Below are 18,935 nucleotides of genomic sequence, written 5' to 3' on the forward strand. Positions count from 1 at the left end.
GGTGCCAACGGCGGGTTCTCAGCGACTTCCTCGCGAGGGCAGCGATGTCCCTCGTGGCCGGAGCCACTTGGGACATCGATCCCGCAGCGAGGAAGCCGCTGAGGTTCCGCTGAACGACCCGCTACGCAAGCCGGGACGCGGCCATCAGATGGTGACGAGCATCTTGCCGGTGTTCTTGCCCTGGAGGAGGCCGAAGAACGCTTCGGGGGCGTTGCGCAGGCCCTCGACGACCGTCTCCTCGTAGTGGATCTTTCCGTTGCGCACCAGCGGGGCGACGTCGGTGTGGAACTTCTCCCGCAGGTCGGCGTGGTCGATCACGATGAAGCCGCGGATGCGCAGCCGCTTCTTCACGATCTTGAACATGTTGCGCGGGCCGGGGGAGGGCTCGGCGTCGTTGTAGACGGAGATCGCCCCGCACGCCGCGATGCGGCCGAAGTCGTTGAGCTCGTCGATGGCCGCTTCCAGGTGGTCCCCGCCGACGTTGTCGAAGTACACCTCGATGCCGTCGGGCGCGGCCTGCGCGAGCTGGTCGCGGACCGGGCCGTCCTTGTAGTTGAACGCGGCGTCGAAGCCGAGGTCTTCGGTGACGTGGCGGACCTTCTCGGCGGAGCCCGCGCTGCCGATGACCTTCGCCGCCCCGTTCTGCTTGGCGAGCTGGCCGACCAGCGAGCCCACCGCGCCCGCGGCGCCGGAGACGAAGACGGTGTCGCCTTCCTTGAACTCGGCGATCTCGAACAGGCCCGCGTAGGCGGTCAGGCCCGGCATGCCCAGCACGCCCAGGTAGGCGTTGAGCGGCGCGGCGTCGGCGTCGACGGGCACGGCCCGCTTGGCGTCGAGCGTCGCGAACTCGCGCCATCCGAGGTAGTGCAGCACGTGCTGGCCGACCTCGAACTCCGGCGAGTTCGACGCGATCACCTCGCCGACGGCGCCGCCGTCGAGCGGCTTGCCGAGCTGGAACGGAGGCACGTAGGACTTGACGTCGTTCATCCGGCCGCGCATCGCCGGGTCGACGCTCATGACCTTGTTGCGGACCAGGATCTGGCCCTCGCCGGGAGCGGTCACCGGTGCGTCGGTGATCTCGAAGTTGTCCTGCGTCGGGAAGCCGTTCGGGCGGCTCGCGAGCCGGATTTCGACGCCGGTGTCCGGAAGTCCCTGGGTCGTCACGCTGGCCTCCATATACGAAACTGATTCGTGTCGGAAATAGTGCGTAGCAAGGGTTCGCCGTCCACATGATGGCCGCGCGCGGAACACCGTGCGCGGTGGACGTCCCTCGGGTGGGAACCCCGCCGGAGACCGGATCATTCCCGGTTCGGCAGTGGTGTCGCTAACGAAATCGAACCAGGTCCGCCGCCGCGGGACAAGATCACTCCGGGTTCTTGCCCCGGCGCAACGAGGGCGACCAGCGGGACCTCTCCAGCGACCTGCGCAACGTCAAGTACGCCGACTGCACCGAGGCGATCAAGTCCTCCGCGCGGCCCGGAGCCACCCTGCGCTCCGGGGCGGGCATCGGCGTCACCCGCATCCAGCGCTCGTCCCACAGCGCCTGCATCGCGTGCTTCCAGCGCTTCTCCACCTCGTCGACGACCTCGTCGCGGAGCTCCGCGGCTTCCTCGATCCGCACCGAGGCCGCCGCGACCTCCTGCGCCAGCCGGGCCGACTTCTCCCGCTCGTGCTCGCGCATCCGCTCCGCCGCGCTGGTCGCCGTCGCGATGAGCTCCTTGTACCGCGCCGACGCCGGAACCTCGCTCATCCCGCGCCCTCCTGGTCCGCGTTCCGCCGGGCCGCCGCCGGTGCGCCGGTCAGGTCGAACGGCAGCACCACCTCCGGCTGCGCGTGCACGGAGCGGTCGAAGAACAGGCCGCGCCGCGCGCGCGGCGACCAGTGCACGAGCTGGCCGGCGGCGAAGCTCGACAGCTCCTGGCCGTGCACGTCGAACGCCACCCACGCGCCGATCTCGTCCACCGGCCCCATCAGCGTCGTCTTGAGCCGCTGCGCGCTGCGCCACCAGCCCAGCACGTGCAGCCGTTGCTCCGGGCCCTGCTTGAGCAGCTTCCGCAGCTGGTCGAGGCCGCTGGTGAAGGTGCTGGGGTCCTTCTTCTCCATCGCCGAGTGCGCCGCGTCGACGCCGTAGCACAGCACGTACTCCGGGAGGCCGTCCGCGCTCTCGCTCGCGGCGCGGTCGTCCACCTTCGCGGCGAGCTCCGGGACGACCTTCACGGCCTGGTCCACGCCGTGGTGGACGTGCACCTCGTGACCCAGCTCCGCCAACGCCTCGGCCAGTTCCGCGACGTCCGGCGCGACCTCCTCGACCAGGCCGAGCAGCGTGAACCGCACCTGGTGCGCCCGGTGCTGGCGGGCCAGCGACAACGCCGCCGCGCCCAGCACGCTCACCGCGTCCACCCGCACCGAGCCGATCACCGCGATGTTCCGGCCCGGTGAGCGGTCCATCCGCACCACCGCGGCCGTGCCGTTCACGTCGATGACCTGCCCCAGCAGCGCCTTCGCCGGGGCGGCGTCCGGGGACAACCGGGTGAAGTCCGGCAGCGTGGACAGCGCGGGCAGCAGCGAACCGTCGAACAGCCGTGGCGGCGCCGCGTTCTCCGGCCGCATCTCCCACAACCGGCGCTGCAGCTCGTCGAACGTGCCCTTCGCCGTGGAGTCCGGAACCCGGGCGACGTCGTTGCCGTGCTTCACCCCGGACTCGTGGTTGATCACCGCGTGCCAGCGCGGCAGCTCCAGCGCGGCATCGTTCTGATCGGCCAGCACCCGGCGCGCCTTCGGCAGCGCGATGCGCAGGATGAACTGCTCGAAGATCGCCGGTTTGCCCCAGAACGCCTCGATGCCCGACACGTCCTGGCTCGCGAGCACCAGATGGATGCCCTGCGACCGGCCGCGCCGCGCCACGTCCTCCAGCAGCGAGGTGGCCTGCGCGGAGACGGTGTCGCGTTCGGCGAACAGGTACTGGAACTCGTCGATCACCGCCACGACCCGCGGCCAGCGGCCCTCCGGGTTCTCGGCGCGCAACTCCTCCAGCTTCGTGACCTCGTGCGCCTTCGCCGCATCCGCGCGGCGGCGCATCTCGGTGGACAGGAAGCGCAGCAGCGCGAGCCCGAACTCGCGGTCCTCGTTGACGTTCACCCCGACCAGCTGCGCGTGCGGCAGCCACGTCGGATCCCGCCTGCCCGGCGTGAACTGCGCGAACGACACGCCCTCCTTGAAGTCCAGGAGGTACAGCTCCAGCTCGTCCGGCGAGTACCGCGCGGCCATGCCGCCGAGCATCGCGTACAGGAAGTTCGTCTTGCCCGAGCCGCTCGGACCGCCGATCAGCGTGTGCGGGCTCGCGTCGCCGAGCGTCACCTTCACCGGCTCGCCCTCGCGGAAACCCGCCGGTGCCTGCAAACCCGAAGCGGAGCGCTGCGCCCACAGCGACTCCGGCACCAAGTCCTCGAACGTGCGGACCCGCGAGCGGCGCGCGATGAACTCGGTGGCGATCGCCGAGCACGTCTTGGTCACCGCTTCCCGCGACGGTGCCGCATCCAGCCGCACCACCGCTTCCGGCCCGGTCATGCTGGTCCGGGCCTCCTCGGTGTGCAGGTTGACCGACTCCACCGAGCTGTTCACGGTCATCGGCAGGTCGGCCACGATCAGCTGCACGCCGCAGGCCAGCCCGTTGCGCGCCACCCGCTGCAACTGCTGCTGCTGTTCCTCGCGCAGCGGTTCACCGTCGCCGAACAGCACCGCGATGCGCCACGGCTCGTCGCGCTGACCGGTCTCCTCGGCGAGCGCCCGCAGCGAGATGTGGCCGCCGTTGAGCGCACTGGTGTGGATCCGGCGGATGTGGTCGGAGAGCTCCTCCAGCATCTCGCCGAGCCGCGTCGGGTCGTGCGCGGTGAGCAGGCCCGCGTTCGTCAGCGGGTACAGGCCGGGCAGCGTTCCGGTCAGCTGCGCCACGTCCCACACGTGCACCCGCACCAGGCCCGGCTTGTAGTGGCTGAGCACGCGCAGCACCAGGTTCTGCACCAGCGCCTCACGCGCGTCGCCGGTCTGCTTGCTCGACGTGATCCGCAGGTGCGCCTCGTCGAGCAGCGGCACGGCCACCGGGAACGGGCGCGGGTCGGGGGAGCCGGGGACGTGCCCGGTGCCGACGCGCCAGAGCTGCGGCGGTCGCGAGCTCGCCTCCGCGGTGCCGGGTTCGCCCAGCCATTCCTGCCAGGGGCGGCCGGCGATGCCCGGCGCGGCCTCGGCGACCAGGGCGGCCAGCTGGTCCGGGCCGTGGCCGGTCCAGCCGGTGAAGATCTGCTCGCGTTCGGTGCGCGCCTCGTGCATCGCGCCGTCGAACACCGGGCCGGGCTCACCGCCGACGATCGATGGATCCCGCTCGGCCCTGGCCAGCCCGGCGGCGGCGATGCGCTGCGAGTACTCCTGCTGGGCGTAGGCGGCGCAAACCCGGTCGAACTCGTTCTCGGCTGCGCCGAGGGCGGTCGCGACGGTGCTCCGCAGGTGCTCGAAGGCCGTTTCGATGCTGCTACGCCGCTCGTTGCGTTTGCGCACACCCCACCTCGGCACCTGGTGTTACAGACCGTGAGGAAACTACCACTCTGAAGTTTCCATTCATGGGTCGTGGTGGCGCGAACCACCGCGCCCCGGCTCCGCTGCCGCCGACCGGCGGTGGCCCTGGCGGCACGCGGCTCACAGTCGCATCGCGAACGCGCGCAAGGTCTCGACCACGTGCGAGAGCGTGGTCAGCGTGCGTTCCAGTTGGTCATCGGCCCGGCTCAGTTCCGGCGGCACCACCGTCTCCGGATGATCCGGATCCAGGCGGGTCAGCGCGGCCTGCGTCTCCGACAGGGCGCGCCGTCCGGTGGTCAGCTGCTGCCGGGCCTCGTCGAGCTTGGCCTCGGTGTCGCGCAGCGCGGCCACCAGCTCCGTCAGCGACGACACGTCACAGCCGTCCTGCCCAGCCGTCGGCCGCCTCGATGCTGTTGCTGATCGAGCTCTTCAGCAGCTCCAGGTTCTGCCCCGCGTCCACCAGCATGTTGCGCGCCTGCAAGATCTCGTCGTGCCCGCTGCCCTGGATGGCCTGGCTCAGCAAGCCCTGCGCCTCGTCCAAGGCGAGGCGTGCCTGCCCGAGCGACCCGAGGGCTTCATCGGCCTTCGACTTGGCTTGAGCAACTCCGTTGCGAACCTCTTCGACGCTCGCCATCTGCAGCCAACCTTCCGGGGTACTGATCGGGGTGTGTCGATCCACAAGTTAGCGTCCGCCACTAGTCCGTTCGCGGGCAGGGCGGGCGATGTTGATCAGGGATGCAACCGCAGCGGAGGTCGTTCCGACGCTCACCCGGACGACCTCGGTGAGCACCCGCGCAACCCCACCGAGCGTTCATCGCGCGGGCTGCCGCTCCGCCGCGCCGGGTGCGGGCGCGGCCACGCTGAGCTCCACCGCGGCGATCCCCGACGGCGGTGTCGGAGCCGCGGACCACCGGGACACCACCGACCGCTCATCCCGGCGCAGCCGGGACCAGCCGTTGCCGCCGAGCGTCTGCACCGCGTTCGCCACGATCTCCGCGGGCTCGCCCAGCGACGGGCCCAGATCCAGCACGATCCGCACCATCGGGGGGCGCTCGGTCCAGTCGGTGATCGTCGAACGCCCGGACAACCTGCTCGCCAACGCCCGCGCCGGCCATTCCGCGCCCGCCCGGCGCTCGGTCACCACGTCCACCAGCAGCGCCAGCCGCGGTCGCGGCCTGCCCTGCTCGTCGACGTCGCTGAGCACGGGCTCCGGTGCGGGAGCGGGCTCGTCCGGATCGTCGAGCCGCAGGTCGAAACCGGAACCGACGGGCAGCTCCGAACCGGCCCACGCCTCGACCAGCAACCGCTCGCCGCCGCGCACCAGCGCCTCGACCAGGTCCGGGTCGTCGATCACCGTCCACGCCGTCGGCGGCTCGCACGCCACCCGGTGCCCGCCGTAGCGGGGGCCGAGTTCGCGCAAGAACATCCGCACCGCGCGCGCCAGCGCCGCCGGGCCCGCCTGCACGCCCGGTTCGGACGCCGAGACGCCGACCGCGACCGACCAGCAGCCCGGTTCCTCGTCGGAGCAGTCGCCGGATTCCACGATCCGGCCACCGACCTGGCGCAGCAGTGCACGGCACGCGTCGCGTGCGGAACGGTCGTCGTCGGCGCCCACGACGACGGTGATGAGCAGTTCCAGCCCGGATTTCTCAACCATCGCCGGGGCATTGTCGCGCATCCGGTACCCCGGAACGAAGGGTTGATCAGGTGAACCACGTCGCCGTCCCGCCTACCGGGAGGTGTTCGTCGCGGGGCCCGGTGGGCGCGGACGGCGCACCGGGCTTGCCCGGTCGGGCGAGCGGGGGCAGATCGCTCACGCGGTGCGATCACACCGGCCCGCCCGTTGGGCGGAACGTGCAACGGCCCCTCCGCCCGTGAGGCGGAGGGGCCGTCGTCGCGCGTGGGATCGTCAGGTGCTCGTGCTCCGGCCGGTCGCCCCGCTGCCGGAGCCACCGCTGCCCGGACCGCCACTGCCCGAGCCACTGCCGCCGGAGCCGCTGCCGCGCGTCGAGGAACCCTGATCACCCGACCGCTGGTGCTTGCCGCCGCCGGTCTGGTCCTGCACGTCGAACCGCTCGCGCTGGACCTCGTCCTGCACGGTCCGCTCCTCCGTGACCAGCTCGGTGCGCAGTCGCAGCCGCTCCACCGGCACCGACTCCTTCGTGACCATCGGGCGGTCCTCGTGCAGCACGACCTCCTGCTCGTCCTCGCCGAGCGACGAGGTGGCCGGCATCGAGCCGCGCTCCGACTCACCGATCGGCTCCCGCTCGATGCGCACCTCCTCGTGGCTGATCGGCACCGTGACGGTCTGCTGCTCGGTCACGACGTACTTGCGCACCCGGACCCGGCCGGATTCGATCTGCTCGGTGTTCACCCGCAACCGCTCCTCGGAGCGGGTCATCGACTTCATGCCCGCCGCGTCACCGCCCGCCGTGGCCGAACCCGATGCGGCCGTCGTGCCCGAGCCGGTGCGGGTGCCGCTTCCCGTCATACCGCTGGAGGTGGTCCCCGTCGCGGAGCCGGAAGTGGAGCCCGCGTCCTGCTCGGTGGCTCCCGTCGACGTCCGCCCGCCGGCCATCGCCGCGCCGCCCGCCGCCATGCCACCGGCAGCGGCGCCCGCGGTGCCGGTGTGCTTGCCGGACTCGGCCTCGCCCGCCCCGGTCTGCTGCTGCGGCACGTCGCGCTGTTGCTGCTGCGGCGACGTCGAGCCCTGCTGCAGGCCGTAGTAGTCGTAGAGGTCGTGGCCTTCCTTGTCGGAGAGGTGGCCCTGCTCGGCGTCGACCCGGGGGGCGTCGCGGACCTTCTCCTTGGTCACTTCGACGTTGATGCCCTTGTCGCCGCGCTCGGCGCCGGACAACGGCACGAAGCTCTCCTTGGTGCCGAACAGCCCCGTGCGGACCGTGACCCATTGCGGCTGGTGGTTGGCGTCGTCGACGTAAACGTTGCCGACCCGGCCGATCCGGTCGCCTTCCCGGTCGTACACCTCGCTGCCGATGAGGTCCTGTGCACGCTTGACGTCCTTCATGACTACCGCCTCACTCGTCTGCTGGTTCGCAGCCCGGGCTCGTCGCTTCGGCCGGGAGCGCGAATGCGCTGGGCGATCCGGCCGCTGTGCGGTGCCGCGTACTCACGTTGTGCCCGGCCGGGGCGGGTCGCAATCGGCTTCGCGGGCCACTTCACGCATGTGGGTGAGGGTGGCGGCAGGAGCCAGGCGGAGTGTGATCGGCGCGTCGTAGTGGGACCGACGAACGAGTAATAGCAACCACGCTTACGAGTGATCGTGGAGGGTAGGCGTGACCAGGGGATCAGGTGTTGAGCTCGCGGCCCACGAACGTCAGCACCTCGTCGACGACCTCGTCCCGGTTCGTCTCGTTGAACAACTCGTGGCGGGCACCGGGGTAGACGTGCTCGTAGAAGTCCAGCCCCCGAACCCGGTCGATGCCGGTGCGGGTGTCGGCCTCGGGAACCAGTTCGTCATCCTCGCCGTGCACCCACAACGTCGGCAGCCGCAGCACCGGGCCGTCGTTCACCGCCTCCAAGCAGCGGTCGATCATGCGCAGCGTGGCGCGCTTGAACGAGCCGTGCCACACCAGCGGATCGGCCTCGTACACCCGGCCCACCTCGGGGTCGCGGGACAACGTCGACGGATCGATCGGGGCCTGCGGGATCTCGTCGCACTCCAACAGGTCCAGGACGTGCCAGGTGCCGAGCACCGGCCCCGACAGCACCACGGCCGCCAGCTCGTCCTGGTGCTCCTGCGCGAACCGCACCGCGAACATGCCGCCCAGGGAATGCCCGATCAGCACCACCGGCAGCTCCGGGTACCGGTCGGACACCTCGCGGCGCACCGCGTCGAGGTCGGCCACGACCTGCTCCGCGTCGCTGATCAGGACCCGCTCGCCCGGGGACTCCCCGTGCCCCGGCAGGTCCGGCGCGACCACCACCGCGCGCGCAGACACGAGCTGCTCCGCGAGCCACTGGTACCGGCCCGAGTGCTCGCCGTAGCCGTGCACCACCAGCGCGATCCAGCCCGGCGCGCGTCCGGACCACTCGCGCACCACTCGCTCGCCCCGCGGTCCTGCGACGGATCGCTGAATTGCCTCGATCATGGGTATCACCCCAGCACAACAGGTCCGACAAGGCCAGCACCGGAAGGAGCCCATCATCGGCTCGGGACGTTCGGATCGGGCGGTGCGCGCACGACGGTGCCCGGCACCGCCGTGGTGCCGGGCACCGTGCTCGATCCCGATCAGGAGTGGTAAGCGCTGTTCTCGATCGACCCGAACCCGCACACCGGGCCGAGGTCCCAGCTCACCGTCAGCGGATCCCGCTCGTCGGGCGGCGTCACCAGGGCGCTGACCGGTTTCGGCTGGCACGGGCCCTGCTCGGATTCGCCCTCGTGCGGGACCGCGGTCCAGTGCAGCGTGGAGCTCGCGGACTGCCCCGGGGCCAGCTGCACCACCTGCGGGCCGGGGTTCGGGGTCCGCTCCATCTTCGTCGGCAGTTCGGCGTCGTCCGCGCCGAGAAGTTGCATGCCGCCGTAGCCGTAGACCGTGCAGGTCTCGCCGCTGGTGTTGGTCAACGTGAGCTCCGCGTACCGCTGGCCCGCACCCGACTCACCGTGCTTCGCGGTGCCGGAGAGCATCGAGGTGTGGCAGCGCTCCACCTGAGGCCGGGGCTCGGCCGCAGCCTGCCCGGAGGCCGCCGGGCTGCTCTCCGCCGCCGGGGACGGATCAGCCGCCGCGGAGGGCTCCTGGCCCTGCGAGGCGCTGGGCAGCGGAACTGTCGGCAGTGGTGCCTCGGACGTCTGCGGGACCTGCGCCTGGTTCGTCATGGAGCCGCAGCCGCCGAGCAGTGCCGCGCCCAGCGCCACCGCCGTGACCCGGCAGATCCGGTTCGCCTTGCTGGGCTTCCGGCCATCCAGTCGTTGCGAGAACACGGTTGACCACCTCCATCGGCCGCCTCGTACGGCCCGTCGTCGCTATCCGGTCCGCTGTTCTGAAGACGTCTGGCGCCACAGGTGGTTGCACGTCTTGCGCGGTCCGCCCGGAGTTCCCCCGGATGGAGGCGCCGCCCGTTCGAGCCGCCCCCACTGTGCCGCCGCCCGATCCGGTCCGCGACCTGCGCCGTCGATCGGTGCGGCGGCAGGGCTTGATCGTGATCGGAGATCACGCCGCGGGTGAGCGCGACATGATCACCGGCCTCGGAACAGGACCGATCGGGTGGCGCTCTTGACCTGAACGGCGGAACTCGGTGATCGTTGACCTTCGATACGTTGGCTATGAGAACTGTCCCCGGTCGGCGGAGAACCACGTTCCTCGCTTTCGGAAAGAAATGCCGGCGCCGGGGCCGGCGGAACAGACCGCGAAGAGAGACGAGACCGCCGATCCGGTTCGTGTGGCGTGACTCGAGCGCCGGACCGCATCCGGTGAAGTGAGGGGGTTCGGGGATGGCGAGCATTCCAGGAATCGATGTCGCGCGATATCAAGGAGAACCGGACTGGGCCGCCGTTCGCGGCGCCGGATTCGCGTTCAGCTACATCAAGGCGACCGAAGGCGTCGGCTATGTGAGCCCGACGCTGGATTCACAACTCGGCGGGGCCCGCGCGGCCGGGCTGGTGACCGGGCTGTACCACTTCGCCCGGCCGGACACGAACTCGCCGCAGGCTGAGGCCGCCGACTTCGCCGGGCAGCTGGCCCGGACCAACTCCAGCGGCGCAGGGAACCTGCCGCCGTGCCTGGACATGGAGACCGAGGCCGCCGACCTCGGGGCGTGGATCAAAGGCTTCGTGGACGCGTTGCGCGGCCACACCGGGCGCAACGAGGTCGTCGTGTACGCCTCCTCGTCCTGGTTCAGCGACAAGCTGGCCACCGATTCGTGGGTCGACCCGGGAGTGTTCCTGTGGGTCGCGCACTACGGGAAGCCGCCGGGGCAGCCGGGCTTCCTCACCGATCGGGTGGCGATCCACCAGCACGCCTCCGACGGGCAGGTGCCCGGGATCGCCGGTGCGACCGACCTCAACGTGTCGCTGGTGGACCTGCCGGTGCTCACGGGCGGCACCGCGCCGCCGCCGGCACCGCCTGCGCCGCCCGCACCCGAGACCTACGTGGTGCAGCCGGGGGACACGCTCTCCGGGATCGGGGCGAAGGTCGGCGTGGCCTGGCAGTCCATCGCGCAGGCCAACGGCATCAGCGACCCGAACCTGATCTACGTGGGCCAAGTGCTGCGCATTCCGCGCTGATGGGCTGGGCTCGTTCGCCTCGGGTGTCCGGGCGCGTGATGGAACCTCGGTTGGTCTCTCGCCGTCCTCGCGAGAGGCCAACCGAGAACCCGCCGGTGGTCGCCTTGCTCGCGTGGGCCGACCGCAAGATCAGGTGAGGACCGGGGCGCGGGCGAGTACCGCACCGAGGCCGTAGGCCAGTCCCATGACGGCGAGTTCCGCCGTCGCCCAGGTGATGAGCGCGGTTCGTTGGTGGCGTTCTATTCGTGGGAGCAGCCGGTACCGGGCGTGGCCGCCCAGGCCTGCGAGCAGTGCGAGCAGGGCGGTTTTGAGCAGCACGATCCGCCCGTAGCCGGTGGTCACGAGGCCGTCGAGTCCAATCCCGGTGGCGGTGAGTTCGGTCAGGCCGTTGAACAGGCCGGTCACCGCGACCACGGTGATGGCGGCGGTCGCGAGCCGCGAATAGCGCGGCAGCGTCGTGGCCAGCGGGCCCCGGTGCGGGGCGACGAACAGGGTGATCGCGGCGAGTCCGCCGGCCCAGACGGCGGCGGCGAGCACGTGCAGCTGCACCGAGACCATGCTCAGGTTGTGGTACTCCCAGTCGGTGGCGTGCCCGGTCAGCGGCATCGGCAGCAGGCCGAGCAGGGCGAGCACGGCGCGGAGGTCGTCGGTGGGTCCCTCGTTCGCGCTACCGCCGGTGGTGGTCCGGCCGTCGCGCACGACGCCGGTCAGGCCGAGGGCCGCGCAGCCCGCGGCGCACACCGCGCTCAGCGCCAGCGCCGTTCCGGCGGGGACGCCGCTGACGTATCCGGCGACGTCCTCGGCGGTCGGGGTGCCGCCGACCAATTCGGCGGCGTAGAGCACCAGCAGCAGCAAGGCGCAGATCAGCCAGGTCAATGCCGTGATCACCGCGGTCCGCCGGGACAGCGCGAGGTGCCTGCGAGCGTGCCTGCCGCGGTCCGGGAGCAGCCTGGGCAGCAGGCTCAGGCCGACCGTCGCGACGGCCGCGAGGTCGAGCAGCGCCCGCACCGGTGGTGCGATCAAGCGGGTGGCCGCGTCGGGCGCGGCCAGGCCGGGCACCTCGTCGGCGCCGATGTGGGCCGCGGCGGCGAGCGCGGCGGCTGCGGCGAGCAGCACGGGCGCGATGGCCGCGATGCGGGCGGTCCTGTTCCTCGTGGTCTCGCTGCCGGGAGCGGCGCGTCCGGATCGGTGGTGTTCGGGGCCGGTCCCGGTGTCGGCGGACATCGCAGCATCGTCGCACCTGGTCGAGGCGCGCCTGGGCCTGCGGTGACCGGGAACGGTTCAGCGTGTTGGCCCGATCACGATTTCCACCCGAATAGTTGATCTTGAATGGGCTGCGGATGTTCCGCTGGCGTGCGGTTATTCCCGCGGCATAACGATTTCCGCCGGTTCGGATCCACCGCCGCCGCGTGGCGTGAAACCATCGTTCGTTGTGTTGCTGACAAAGGTCTCAGCGTGGTTGTTCTACAGTCGTGCACGTGGATCAAGCGGGCGGTAATGAGTGGGCGGGGTATGTGGCGCATACCCCGCTGCTGCTCGCGCCCGCGGATTCACGAGGGGAAGGCGGGGTGGCGCGACTGAACCCGCACCGACCGCGTTCGTCCGTTCACGGCGTGCATTCTTGTTATGCCGGTCGGAGCACCGCGCGGGTTCGGCGCGTTTCCCGCGCGGCGGCCGTTCACTGCTATTCGTCGATTGTTTCCCCGCAGGTTCTGGATGAGCTGGAAACCTTATCGGGCGAGCCGGTCGCGACGGGATCTTCGGCTCGCTCCGCCGAGATCCCGGGCCGCTGCCGCGGGGACCTCCGGGTGATCCCTTACGCGGAACGGAACGCAGGCGGCGGATCCGGTGGTGGTCCCGGGGGCGCTCGTCTGCTGTGTTCGAGGGAATCCGGCACGGCTGCGCTGGGTGAACGGGTCGAAAGGTCCGGATCGAGCCCGTGTGCCGCCGTGCTCGGCGCATCATGGGGTGGACCGATCCGGGGCGGCGGCGCCGTGGACGCTGGTGTGCGCGGCGAATGATCGGCTCAGGGAAAGTGAGGGTGTGCGCCCCGATGTGGGGCGGGCCCGCGATGCGCGAGATTGAGCGGTGTGGACGAACAGCACGGACTGCCAGGGACGACTTCCGGGAGCGGGGTCGGCCGGACGTCGCGTCGCGGGCTCCGGGGTGGGGCGTGCGCGGCTCGGAGGCCGGGTGACCGGCAGGTGATCTTCGTGGGGCGGTGTGCGACGTGACCACGCTCGCGGTGGCGCTGGCGGCGCTGGGCGCCTGCGGCTATGCGGTCGGTGCCCGGCTGCAGCACGGCGCGGTGCAGGATGCGATCGGCGACGGCGGGCTGAAGGTCCGCAGCCAGGTGCGGTTGCTGCGCAACCAGCGGTGGCTGCTCGGTCTGCTCGCGCTGGGCAGCGGTGCGCTCCTGCACGCGTGCGCGCTGGGTCTCGCGCCGTTGAGCGTCGTGCAACCGGTCGGGGTGCTGGCGCTGCCGATCACCGTGCTGCTCAACGCGCGGCAGGAGGGTGTGCGCACGCGGGACTTGAACGTGCACGTGGTGCTGGCGGTGCTGGCCGCCACCGGGGGTGTCGCGGCGTTCGTGTTCTTGGCGGCCGGGAGCGCGACCGCGACCGCGGTGTTGCCGGACGAGCAGGTGCTGGCGACCCAGCTCGTCGCCGGGGTGGTGCTGGCCCTCGGCGTGTTCGGGCTGCTGACCCGGTCGAAGATCCGCTGCATGGCCTACGCCGCGGGCTGCGCGGTCGCCTACGGACTGGTCTCGTTGCTGGTGCGGGCCTTGGTGCAGCAGCTCGGCAGCACGCCGGTGCTGGACATCAACCCGCTGCCGGTGGTCGTGATCGTCGTGGCGATGGTCGTGGGTGGCTGGCTGCTGCAGCACGGCTACGCCAGCGGTCCCCCCGACCTGGTGGTGGCCTGCCTGACGGTGATCGACCCGCTGGTGGCGGTGGGCCTGGGGATCGGCCTGCTGGGCGAGGCCGATGCCGTCGGCAGCGCCACGGCGGTCGGCGAAATCCTGTGTGCCGTGATCGCCTGTGCCGGGGTGTTCGCACTCGCACGGCATCACCCGGACACCCAAGAGCAGCGAGTGCAAGCAACCGTGACCGGCGACGGCAACACCGACGTACGACGGATACGTTCTGACGGGAGTTCAACTTGACTTCGCAACCGTTCGGTGGAGATCGGCTGCGCATCGTGATCGGTGCGGTGATGTACCCGCCCGAGGTGAACGGTGCGGCGAACTTCGGCCACCGGCTCGCCACCGGGCTGGCCCGCCGCGGCCACGACGTGCACGTGATCTGCCACTCGGTGGATCGGCAGGAGAGCACCCGTGTCGAGGACGGGGTGACGGTGCACCGGGTCGCGTCGTACCGCACTCCGGCGCACCCGACGTTCCGGGCGTGCCCGCCGTGGCAGGCGTCCTCGGTGGCGGACCGGTTGCTCCGGGAGATCCAGCCGGACATCGTGCACGTCCAGTCGCACTTCTTCATCGGCCGCGGCCTGATCAACGCCGCTCGCCGGCAGGGCATCGGGCTGATCGCCACCAACCACTTCATGCCGGAGAACATCTTCGGCTACGTGCGGATCCCGCGAGCCCTGCAGAAGGCGGGCGCGTGGCTGCTCTGGCACAACCTGATCAAGCACTACGGCAAGGCGCAGCTTGTCACCGCCCCGACGCCGCGGGCGGTGCAGCTCCTGCAGGAGAACGGGTTCTCCAAGCCCGCGGTGCCGGTGTCGTGCGGTATCGACGTCGACCTGTACCGGAGCCGGGCGCAGGAGGTGCGCAAGCAGGATCCGGACCCGGCGACCCGCACCATCCTGTTCGTCGGCAGGCTCGACGAGGAGAAGCACATCGACGACCTGCTGCGGGCGATGGCGCTGCTCAAGACGACCCACGCCACCCGCCTGGAGATCGTCGGGGACGGCAGTTGCCGGGAGCCGCTCGGCGAGCTGGCCGCCGAGCTCGGCATCGAGGACCGGGTGCACTTCGCGGGCCTGGTCGACGAGCAGGAGCTGCTCGACGCCTACGCCAGGGCGGACCTGTTCTGCATGCCGAGCATCGCCGAGCTGCAGAGCCTGGCCACCATGGAGGCGATGTCCGCGGTCACGCCCGTCGTTTTGGCGGACGCGATGGCGCTGCCGCACCTGGTGGAGGCCGGGAAGAACGGCTGGCTGTACCCGCCGCGGGACGTGCACGCGCTGGCCCACGCGATCGACGACGTGATCGCCGACCGCGACACCATCGACCGGATGGGCGCCGCGGGCGAACGGCTGGTGAGCCGCAAGCACGACATCGACGCGGTGCTGGGCCGGTTCGAGTCGATCTACCGGCACGCGCTCGCGCATGACGACGGGGTGACGCCCGTGGAGCTGCCGGCCGAGCTGGCGAGTTGAGCCGCCGCCATGACCAGCAGACCACTGACCCGCGACTCCGCGGTCCCGCCGGAACCGGTCCTGAGCTCCGAGCTGCGCGTCGAGCGCACCCAGGGTTCTGACCTGCATTTCTGGATCTACCGCACCGAGGCCGGCGAGTCCCCGGAGCACCGGGGGCACGGAGCTCCGGGGACTGCGGTGCCGGAGCCCGGCGCCGATGTCGATGAGACCGGCGGAGATCCGCTGATCGTCATGGTGCACGGGCTGCGCGGTACCCACCACGGGCTGGAACCGATAGTCGAGCGGCTGCCCGGTCGCACCGTGGTCGTTCCAGATCTGCCTGGTTTCGGGGACTCCGGTCCGATGACCGACCGCGCGCACGACGTCGCCGGGTACGCCGCCGTGATCGTCGAGCTGATCGAACGGCTCGGCGGGCGGGAGCGGCCCGTGGTGCTGCTCGGGCACTCGTTCGGTTCGATGGTCGCGGCTCATGTCGTGTCCTGTGATCCGGAGTTGGTGGCACGGCTGGTGCTGGTGAATCCGATCTCGAGCCCGGCGCTGCACGGGCCGAGGGTGATGCTGTCCCGGCTGACCTCGCTGTACTACACGCTGGGCACGGCGTTGCCCGCGCGGCTCGGCCGACTCCTGTTGGCGAACCGGTTGGTGGTGCGGGCGGCGGGCCAGGCGATGCTCCGGACCCGCGACCCGCAGGTGCGCCGCTTCGTGCACGAGAGCCATCTGCGCCACTTCAGCCGGTTCCACAGCCCGCAACTGCTGAGCGAGACCTACGAAGCCTCGGTGACCGGCACGGTCGCGGACTACCGGGCGGCGCTGGTGCTGCCGACCCTGCTGGTCGCGGGCGAGTCCGACGAGATCGCGCCGGTCGCCGGTCAGCGCGAACTCGTCGCGGGCCTGCCGGACGCCGAACTGGTGATCATCCCCGGCGTCGGACACCTCGTGCACTACGAGACCCCGGCCGCCGCCGCGGCGGAGATCGACCGCTTCTTGGGAGAGGCATGAGCGCACGCCCCACCGATGCGGCCGAGTCCACCGGCGCCGCCGACGTGGTCGACGGGCGGTCCCCGCGAGTGTTCGTGGACGCCCGGTGGACCAGGACCGACGCGCATGACGGGATCAGCCGCTTCGGGGCCGGGCTGATCGAGGCGCTGCACGCCCTGCACCCGGTGACGATGCTGATCCACGACGATCGCCAGCTCGCCCTGCTGCCGGCGGGCGTACCGCACGTCAAGATCAACAGTCCGCTCTCGGTGCGGGAGCTCGTCGTCTCGCGCAGGCTGCACGCGCTGGGCGCCGACGTGGTCTTCAGCCCGATGCAGGTCATCGGTGGCGTCGGCCGCCGCTACCGGCTCGTGCTCACGCTGCACGACCTGATCTACTACCGGCACCCGGAGCCACCGGGCTTCCTGCCGGCGCCCGTGCGGGCGATCTGGCGGCTGTACCACCGCGCCTACTGGCCGCAGCGGGTGCTGCTGAACCGCGCCGACGCGGTGGTCACCGTCAGCGAGACCACGCGGCGGTTGATCGGGCGCCACCGGCTCACCCGGCGACCCGTGACGGTCGTCCCCAACGCGCCCTCCGAGCCCCCGGAACCGGACCAGGACGGTGCCGAGCAGGCCCCGGTGGGCCAGGTCCGGGACCTCGTCTACATGGGTTCGTTCATGCCCTACAAGGACGTGGAGACGCTGCTGGCGGGAATGGGCTCGCTGCCCGGGCACCGCCTGCACCTATTGAGCCGGATCGCGCCTGCCCGGGAAGCGGAGCTGCGCGCGCTGGTGCCGTCCGGATCGGACGTGGTGTTCTGGAACGGCATCGAGGAGGAGGCGTACCGGACGCTGCTGCGCCGGTCGGCGGCCCTGGTCACCGCCTCGCGGGACGAGGGTTTCGGATTGCCGATCATCGAGGCGATGCATGCCGGAACTCCTGTCGTGTGCAGCGATCTGGACATCTTTCGCGAGGTGACCGGTGGCCACGCCCGGTTCTTCCCCGCCGGTGACGCCACGGCTTTCGCGGCGGCGGTCCGCGAGGTGGACGACCCCGAGCAGCGAGTGGAATTGGTGCGTCGCGCCCGCGAGCAGGCGGCCGGGTTCACCTGGGACCGATCGGCCCGGCAGCTGTTGCGCGTGCTGGCGCCGGGCCGACCTGTGTCGTCCGAGGAGTCGGCGTCCTGAGGAGTTCTCGCAGGTGATCCGCGCAGCGGGTCGGGTGGCGGAACCGCGGCGGTTTCCGCACCGACAAGGCGAGGATCAAGCTGCGCGCATTCCCGGCGGGACGGCCGACGGGGATCAGCGTGGCCAGACCTTGATGGCGCGCGCGACGTAATCGGACCGGGGGACGAAGGAACCCGGCGGATAGGTCGAGAAGTCGGCGTGCGTGTCGCAGGTCGGATCCTGGTACACCGTCACGGGTTTTCCGGTCTGGTTGACGAACGACTTCGTCTCCGGCTGCGGTGGCAGCGCGACGCATTCTTCGAGCGCCGTCGTGCGCAGCTCCGCCCGGTGCGGTTCACCCTGGTACTCCACGTGCGGGTAGGCGCAGAAAGAGCCGTCCTGGCACGGAATCGGCTCGGCCGGGCCTGCTTGCGCGGCGGCTCCGCCGAGGGCGCTCAGCGCGATCCCGACCGCGAGCGCCGGGGCCAGCGCGAATCGTCGTGAAATCCACAGTGGACAAATTCGCGAGCGCGCGGACCTGATCTGAGAAGTAGCGGCGTGCATGAGCGATCACCTTTCACGGCAAGGGAAATCAACGGAAGAATCGTCCTTCGGGCCGTCCTCGCGGCCCTGACGAAATCCAGATTCCCGAAACCGGGATCAGAGCGCCAGCACTTCAACCGGATACACCCCGACCGAGTGGATTTCCGGTTCGCCGCCGACGATGTGGCGACGAACCGGAAATCCCGGCTCAGCCCGCAGACCTGGTGACCAGCGAGCGCGTGACCCGGACCGCGCCCTGCCGCACGGCGCGCTCCACCGCCCACCGCCGGACGCGGAACTCCGCGATCGGCAACGAGATGGCCACCGAGGCGGTCACGCAGCCCGCCGGGTCGAACACCGGCGACGCCATGCACGCCAGCCCGGGCTGGAACTCGGCGATCTCCAGCGCGATCTGCGACTGCCGCACGTGCGAGAGGTGTTCCTCCAGCGCGGCGGGGGTGCGGATCGTCGACGGGGTGCACGGAACCATCCCGGCCTGCTCCAGGTAGCGCGCCCGCTGCTCCGGCTCCATCGCCGCGAGCATGATCTTCCCGAAGGCCGTCGCGTGCGATGCCTGGTGGAAGCCCACGTCCAACGGCTGCACCCGGGGCCGTCGATCGGAATCCTCCACGTGCGCGATGACGACCTCGGTGTCCCGGTAGATCGCGTAGTACGCCGCCGCGTCGGCGTGCTGGTGCAACCGCCGGATCGCCGCGGCGATCTCCGGCTGCACCGCGAGCTGTCGCGACAGCGCCTGCCCGAGGAACCGGGCCTTGTACCCGAGCGCGAACACGTGCTGGTCGGTCAGGTGCACCACGTGTCCGGCCTCCACCAACGTCGTGAGCAGGTGGTAGGTCGTCGGCAAGGTCAGGTCGAGCTCGGCGGCGAGCTGCTTCGCGGTGACCCCGCACGGGGAGGCCGCGATGGTCTCCAGCACCCGCAACGCGCGGCCCACCGACTGCAGGGTGCCCGACGGTGCCTTGGCACCGTTGTGCTGCGAGTCCCGTCCGCCGGTGGGCAGCGCGTTCATGGTT

The 18,935-nt window shown here is 71.0% G+C and carries 17 protein-coding genes; 5 read left to right on the forward strand and 12 right to left on the reverse strand.

Going from position 1 to position 18,935, the window contains the following annotated elements; translation table 11 throughout:
- Positions 1-144: 144 nt before the first annotated feature.
- The 9 genes from OOZ19_RS02225 to OOZ19_RS02265 form a co-directional block, all read right to left on the reverse strand.
- The gene (locus OOZ19_RS02225; protein WP_266087592.1) at positions 145-1,164 is read right to left on the reverse strand and encodes an NADP-dependent oxidoreductase; all 1,020 of its coding nucleotides are present in this window, start codon (positions 1,162-1,164) and stop codon (positions 145-147) included.
- 199 nt (positions 1,165-1,363) lie between these two features.
- Entirely contained in the window at positions 1,364-1,750 is a 387-nt protein-coding gene (locus OOZ19_RS02230) for a hypothetical protein (protein WP_266087594.1), read from the reverse strand.
- Entirely contained in the window at positions 1,747-4,551 is a 2,805-nt protein-coding gene (locus OOZ19_RS02235; RefSeq protein WP_266087596.1) for an FtsK/SpoIIIE domain-containing protein, read from the reverse strand. Before OOZ19_RS02235 ends, OOZ19_RS02230 begins: the two co-directional genes overlap by 4 nt.
- A gap of 138 nt (positions 4,552-4,689) precedes the next feature.
- Positions 4,690-4,941, reverse strand: a complete 252-nt coding sequence (locus tag OOZ19_RS02240) for a hypothetical protein (RefSeq protein ID WP_184476440.1) — start codon at positions 4,939-4,941, stop codon at positions 4,690-4,692.
- A 1-nt stretch (position 4,942) separates the two neighbouring features.
- Positions 4,943-5,203 (reverse strand): hypothetical protein, encoded by a 261-nt coding sequence (locus OOZ19_RS02245; protein ID WP_266087598.1) that lies wholly within the window; start codon positions 5,201-5,203, stop codon positions 4,943-4,945.
- A 177-nt stretch (positions 5,204-5,380) separates the two neighbouring features.
- Positions 5,381-6,226, reverse strand: coding sequence for a hypothetical protein (locus OOZ19_RS02250; protein ID WP_266087600.1), 846 nt, complete (start codon positions 6,224-6,226; stop codon positions 5,381-5,383).
- Positions 6,227-6,478: 252 nt separating this feature from the next.
- Complete coding sequence (locus OOZ19_RS02255; RefSeq protein WP_266087602.1) at positions 6,479-7,594, reverse strand: DUF2382 domain-containing protein; 1,116 nt, start codon at positions 7,592-7,594, stop codon at positions 6,479-6,481.
- Between the two features lie 280 nt (positions 7,595-7,874).
- Positions 7,875-8,678, reverse strand: a complete 804-nt coding sequence (locus tag OOZ19_RS02260; RefSeq protein WP_266087604.1) for an alpha/beta hydrolase — start codon at positions 8,676-8,678, stop codon at positions 7,875-7,877.
- 140 nt (positions 8,679-8,818) lie between these two features.
- The gene (locus OOZ19_RS02265) at positions 8,819-9,508 is read right to left on the reverse strand and encodes a DUF4232 domain-containing protein (protein WP_266087606.1); all 690 of its coding nucleotides are present in this window, start codon (positions 9,506-9,508) and stop codon (positions 8,819-8,821) included.
- Positions 9,509-10,018: 510 nt separating this feature from the next.
- Between OOZ19_RS02265 and OOZ19_RS02270 the strand changes: the two genes are divergently transcribed.
- Complete coding sequence (locus OOZ19_RS02270; RefSeq protein ID WP_266087608.1) at positions 10,019-10,810, forward strand: GH25 family lysozyme; 792 nt, start codon at positions 10,019-10,021, stop codon at positions 10,808-10,810.
- Positions 10,811-10,939: 129 nt separating this feature from the next.
- Here OOZ19_RS02270 and OOZ19_RS02275 read toward each other — a convergent pair whose 3' ends face one another.
- Entirely contained in the window at positions 10,940-12,034 is a 1,095-nt protein-coding gene (locus tag OOZ19_RS02275; RefSeq protein WP_266087610.1) for a CopD family protein, read from the reverse strand.
- A 1,006-nt stretch (positions 12,035-13,040) separates the two neighbouring features.
- Between OOZ19_RS02275 and OOZ19_RS02280 the strand changes: the two genes are divergently transcribed.
- The 4 genes from OOZ19_RS02280 to OOZ19_RS02295 are packed head-to-tail and all read left to right on the forward strand — an operon-like array spanning position 13,041 to position 17,379.
- On the forward strand, positions 13,041-13,976 hold the full coding sequence (locus tag OOZ19_RS02280) for a hypothetical protein (RefSeq protein WP_266087612.1): 936 nt from the start codon (positions 13,041-13,043) through the stop codon (positions 13,974-13,976).
- Positions 13,973-15,211 (forward strand): glycosyltransferase, encoded by a 1,239-nt coding sequence (locus tag OOZ19_RS02285; protein ID WP_266087614.1) that lies wholly within the window; start codon positions 13,973-13,975, stop codon positions 15,209-15,211. Before OOZ19_RS02280 ends, OOZ19_RS02285 begins: the two co-directional genes overlap by 4 nt.
- A gap of 9 nt (positions 15,212-15,220) precedes the next feature.
- A complete protein-coding gene (locus tag OOZ19_RS02290; protein ID WP_266087616.1) occupies positions 15,221-16,210 on the forward strand; it encodes an alpha/beta fold hydrolase in 990 nt (329 codons plus the stop codon).
- A complete protein-coding gene (locus tag OOZ19_RS02295) occupies positions 16,207-17,379 on the forward strand; it encodes a glycosyltransferase family 4 protein (RefSeq protein ID WP_266087618.1) in 1,173 nt (390 codons plus the stop codon). The genes OOZ19_RS02290 and OOZ19_RS02295 overlap by 4 nt, the downstream gene beginning before the upstream one ends.
- Positions 17,380-17,493: 114 nt before the next feature.
- Here the strand turns inward: OOZ19_RS02295 and OOZ19_RS02300 are convergent, their stop codons facing one another.
- Both OOZ19_RS02300 and OOZ19_RS02305 read right to left on the reverse strand, forming a co-directional pair.
- Positions 17,494-17,922, reverse strand: coding sequence for a peptidase inhibitor family I36 protein (locus OOZ19_RS02300; protein ID WP_266087620.1), 429 nt, complete (start codon positions 17,920-17,922; stop codon positions 17,494-17,496).
- A gap of 187 nt (positions 17,923-18,109) precedes the next feature.
- Positions 18,110-18,931: an IclR family transcriptional regulator gene (locus tag OOZ19_RS02305; RefSeq protein WP_266087622.1), complete on the reverse strand. Its 822-nt coding sequence runs from the start codon at positions 18,929-18,931 to the stop codon at positions 18,110-18,112.
- Positions 18,932-18,935: the final 4 nt, after the last annotated feature.

The sequence above is a fragment of the Saccharopolyspora sp. NFXS83 genome, from assembly GCF_026241095.1.
GTDB lineage: Bacteria > Actinomycetota > Actinomycetes > Mycobacteriales > Pseudonocardiaceae > Saccharopolyspora_C.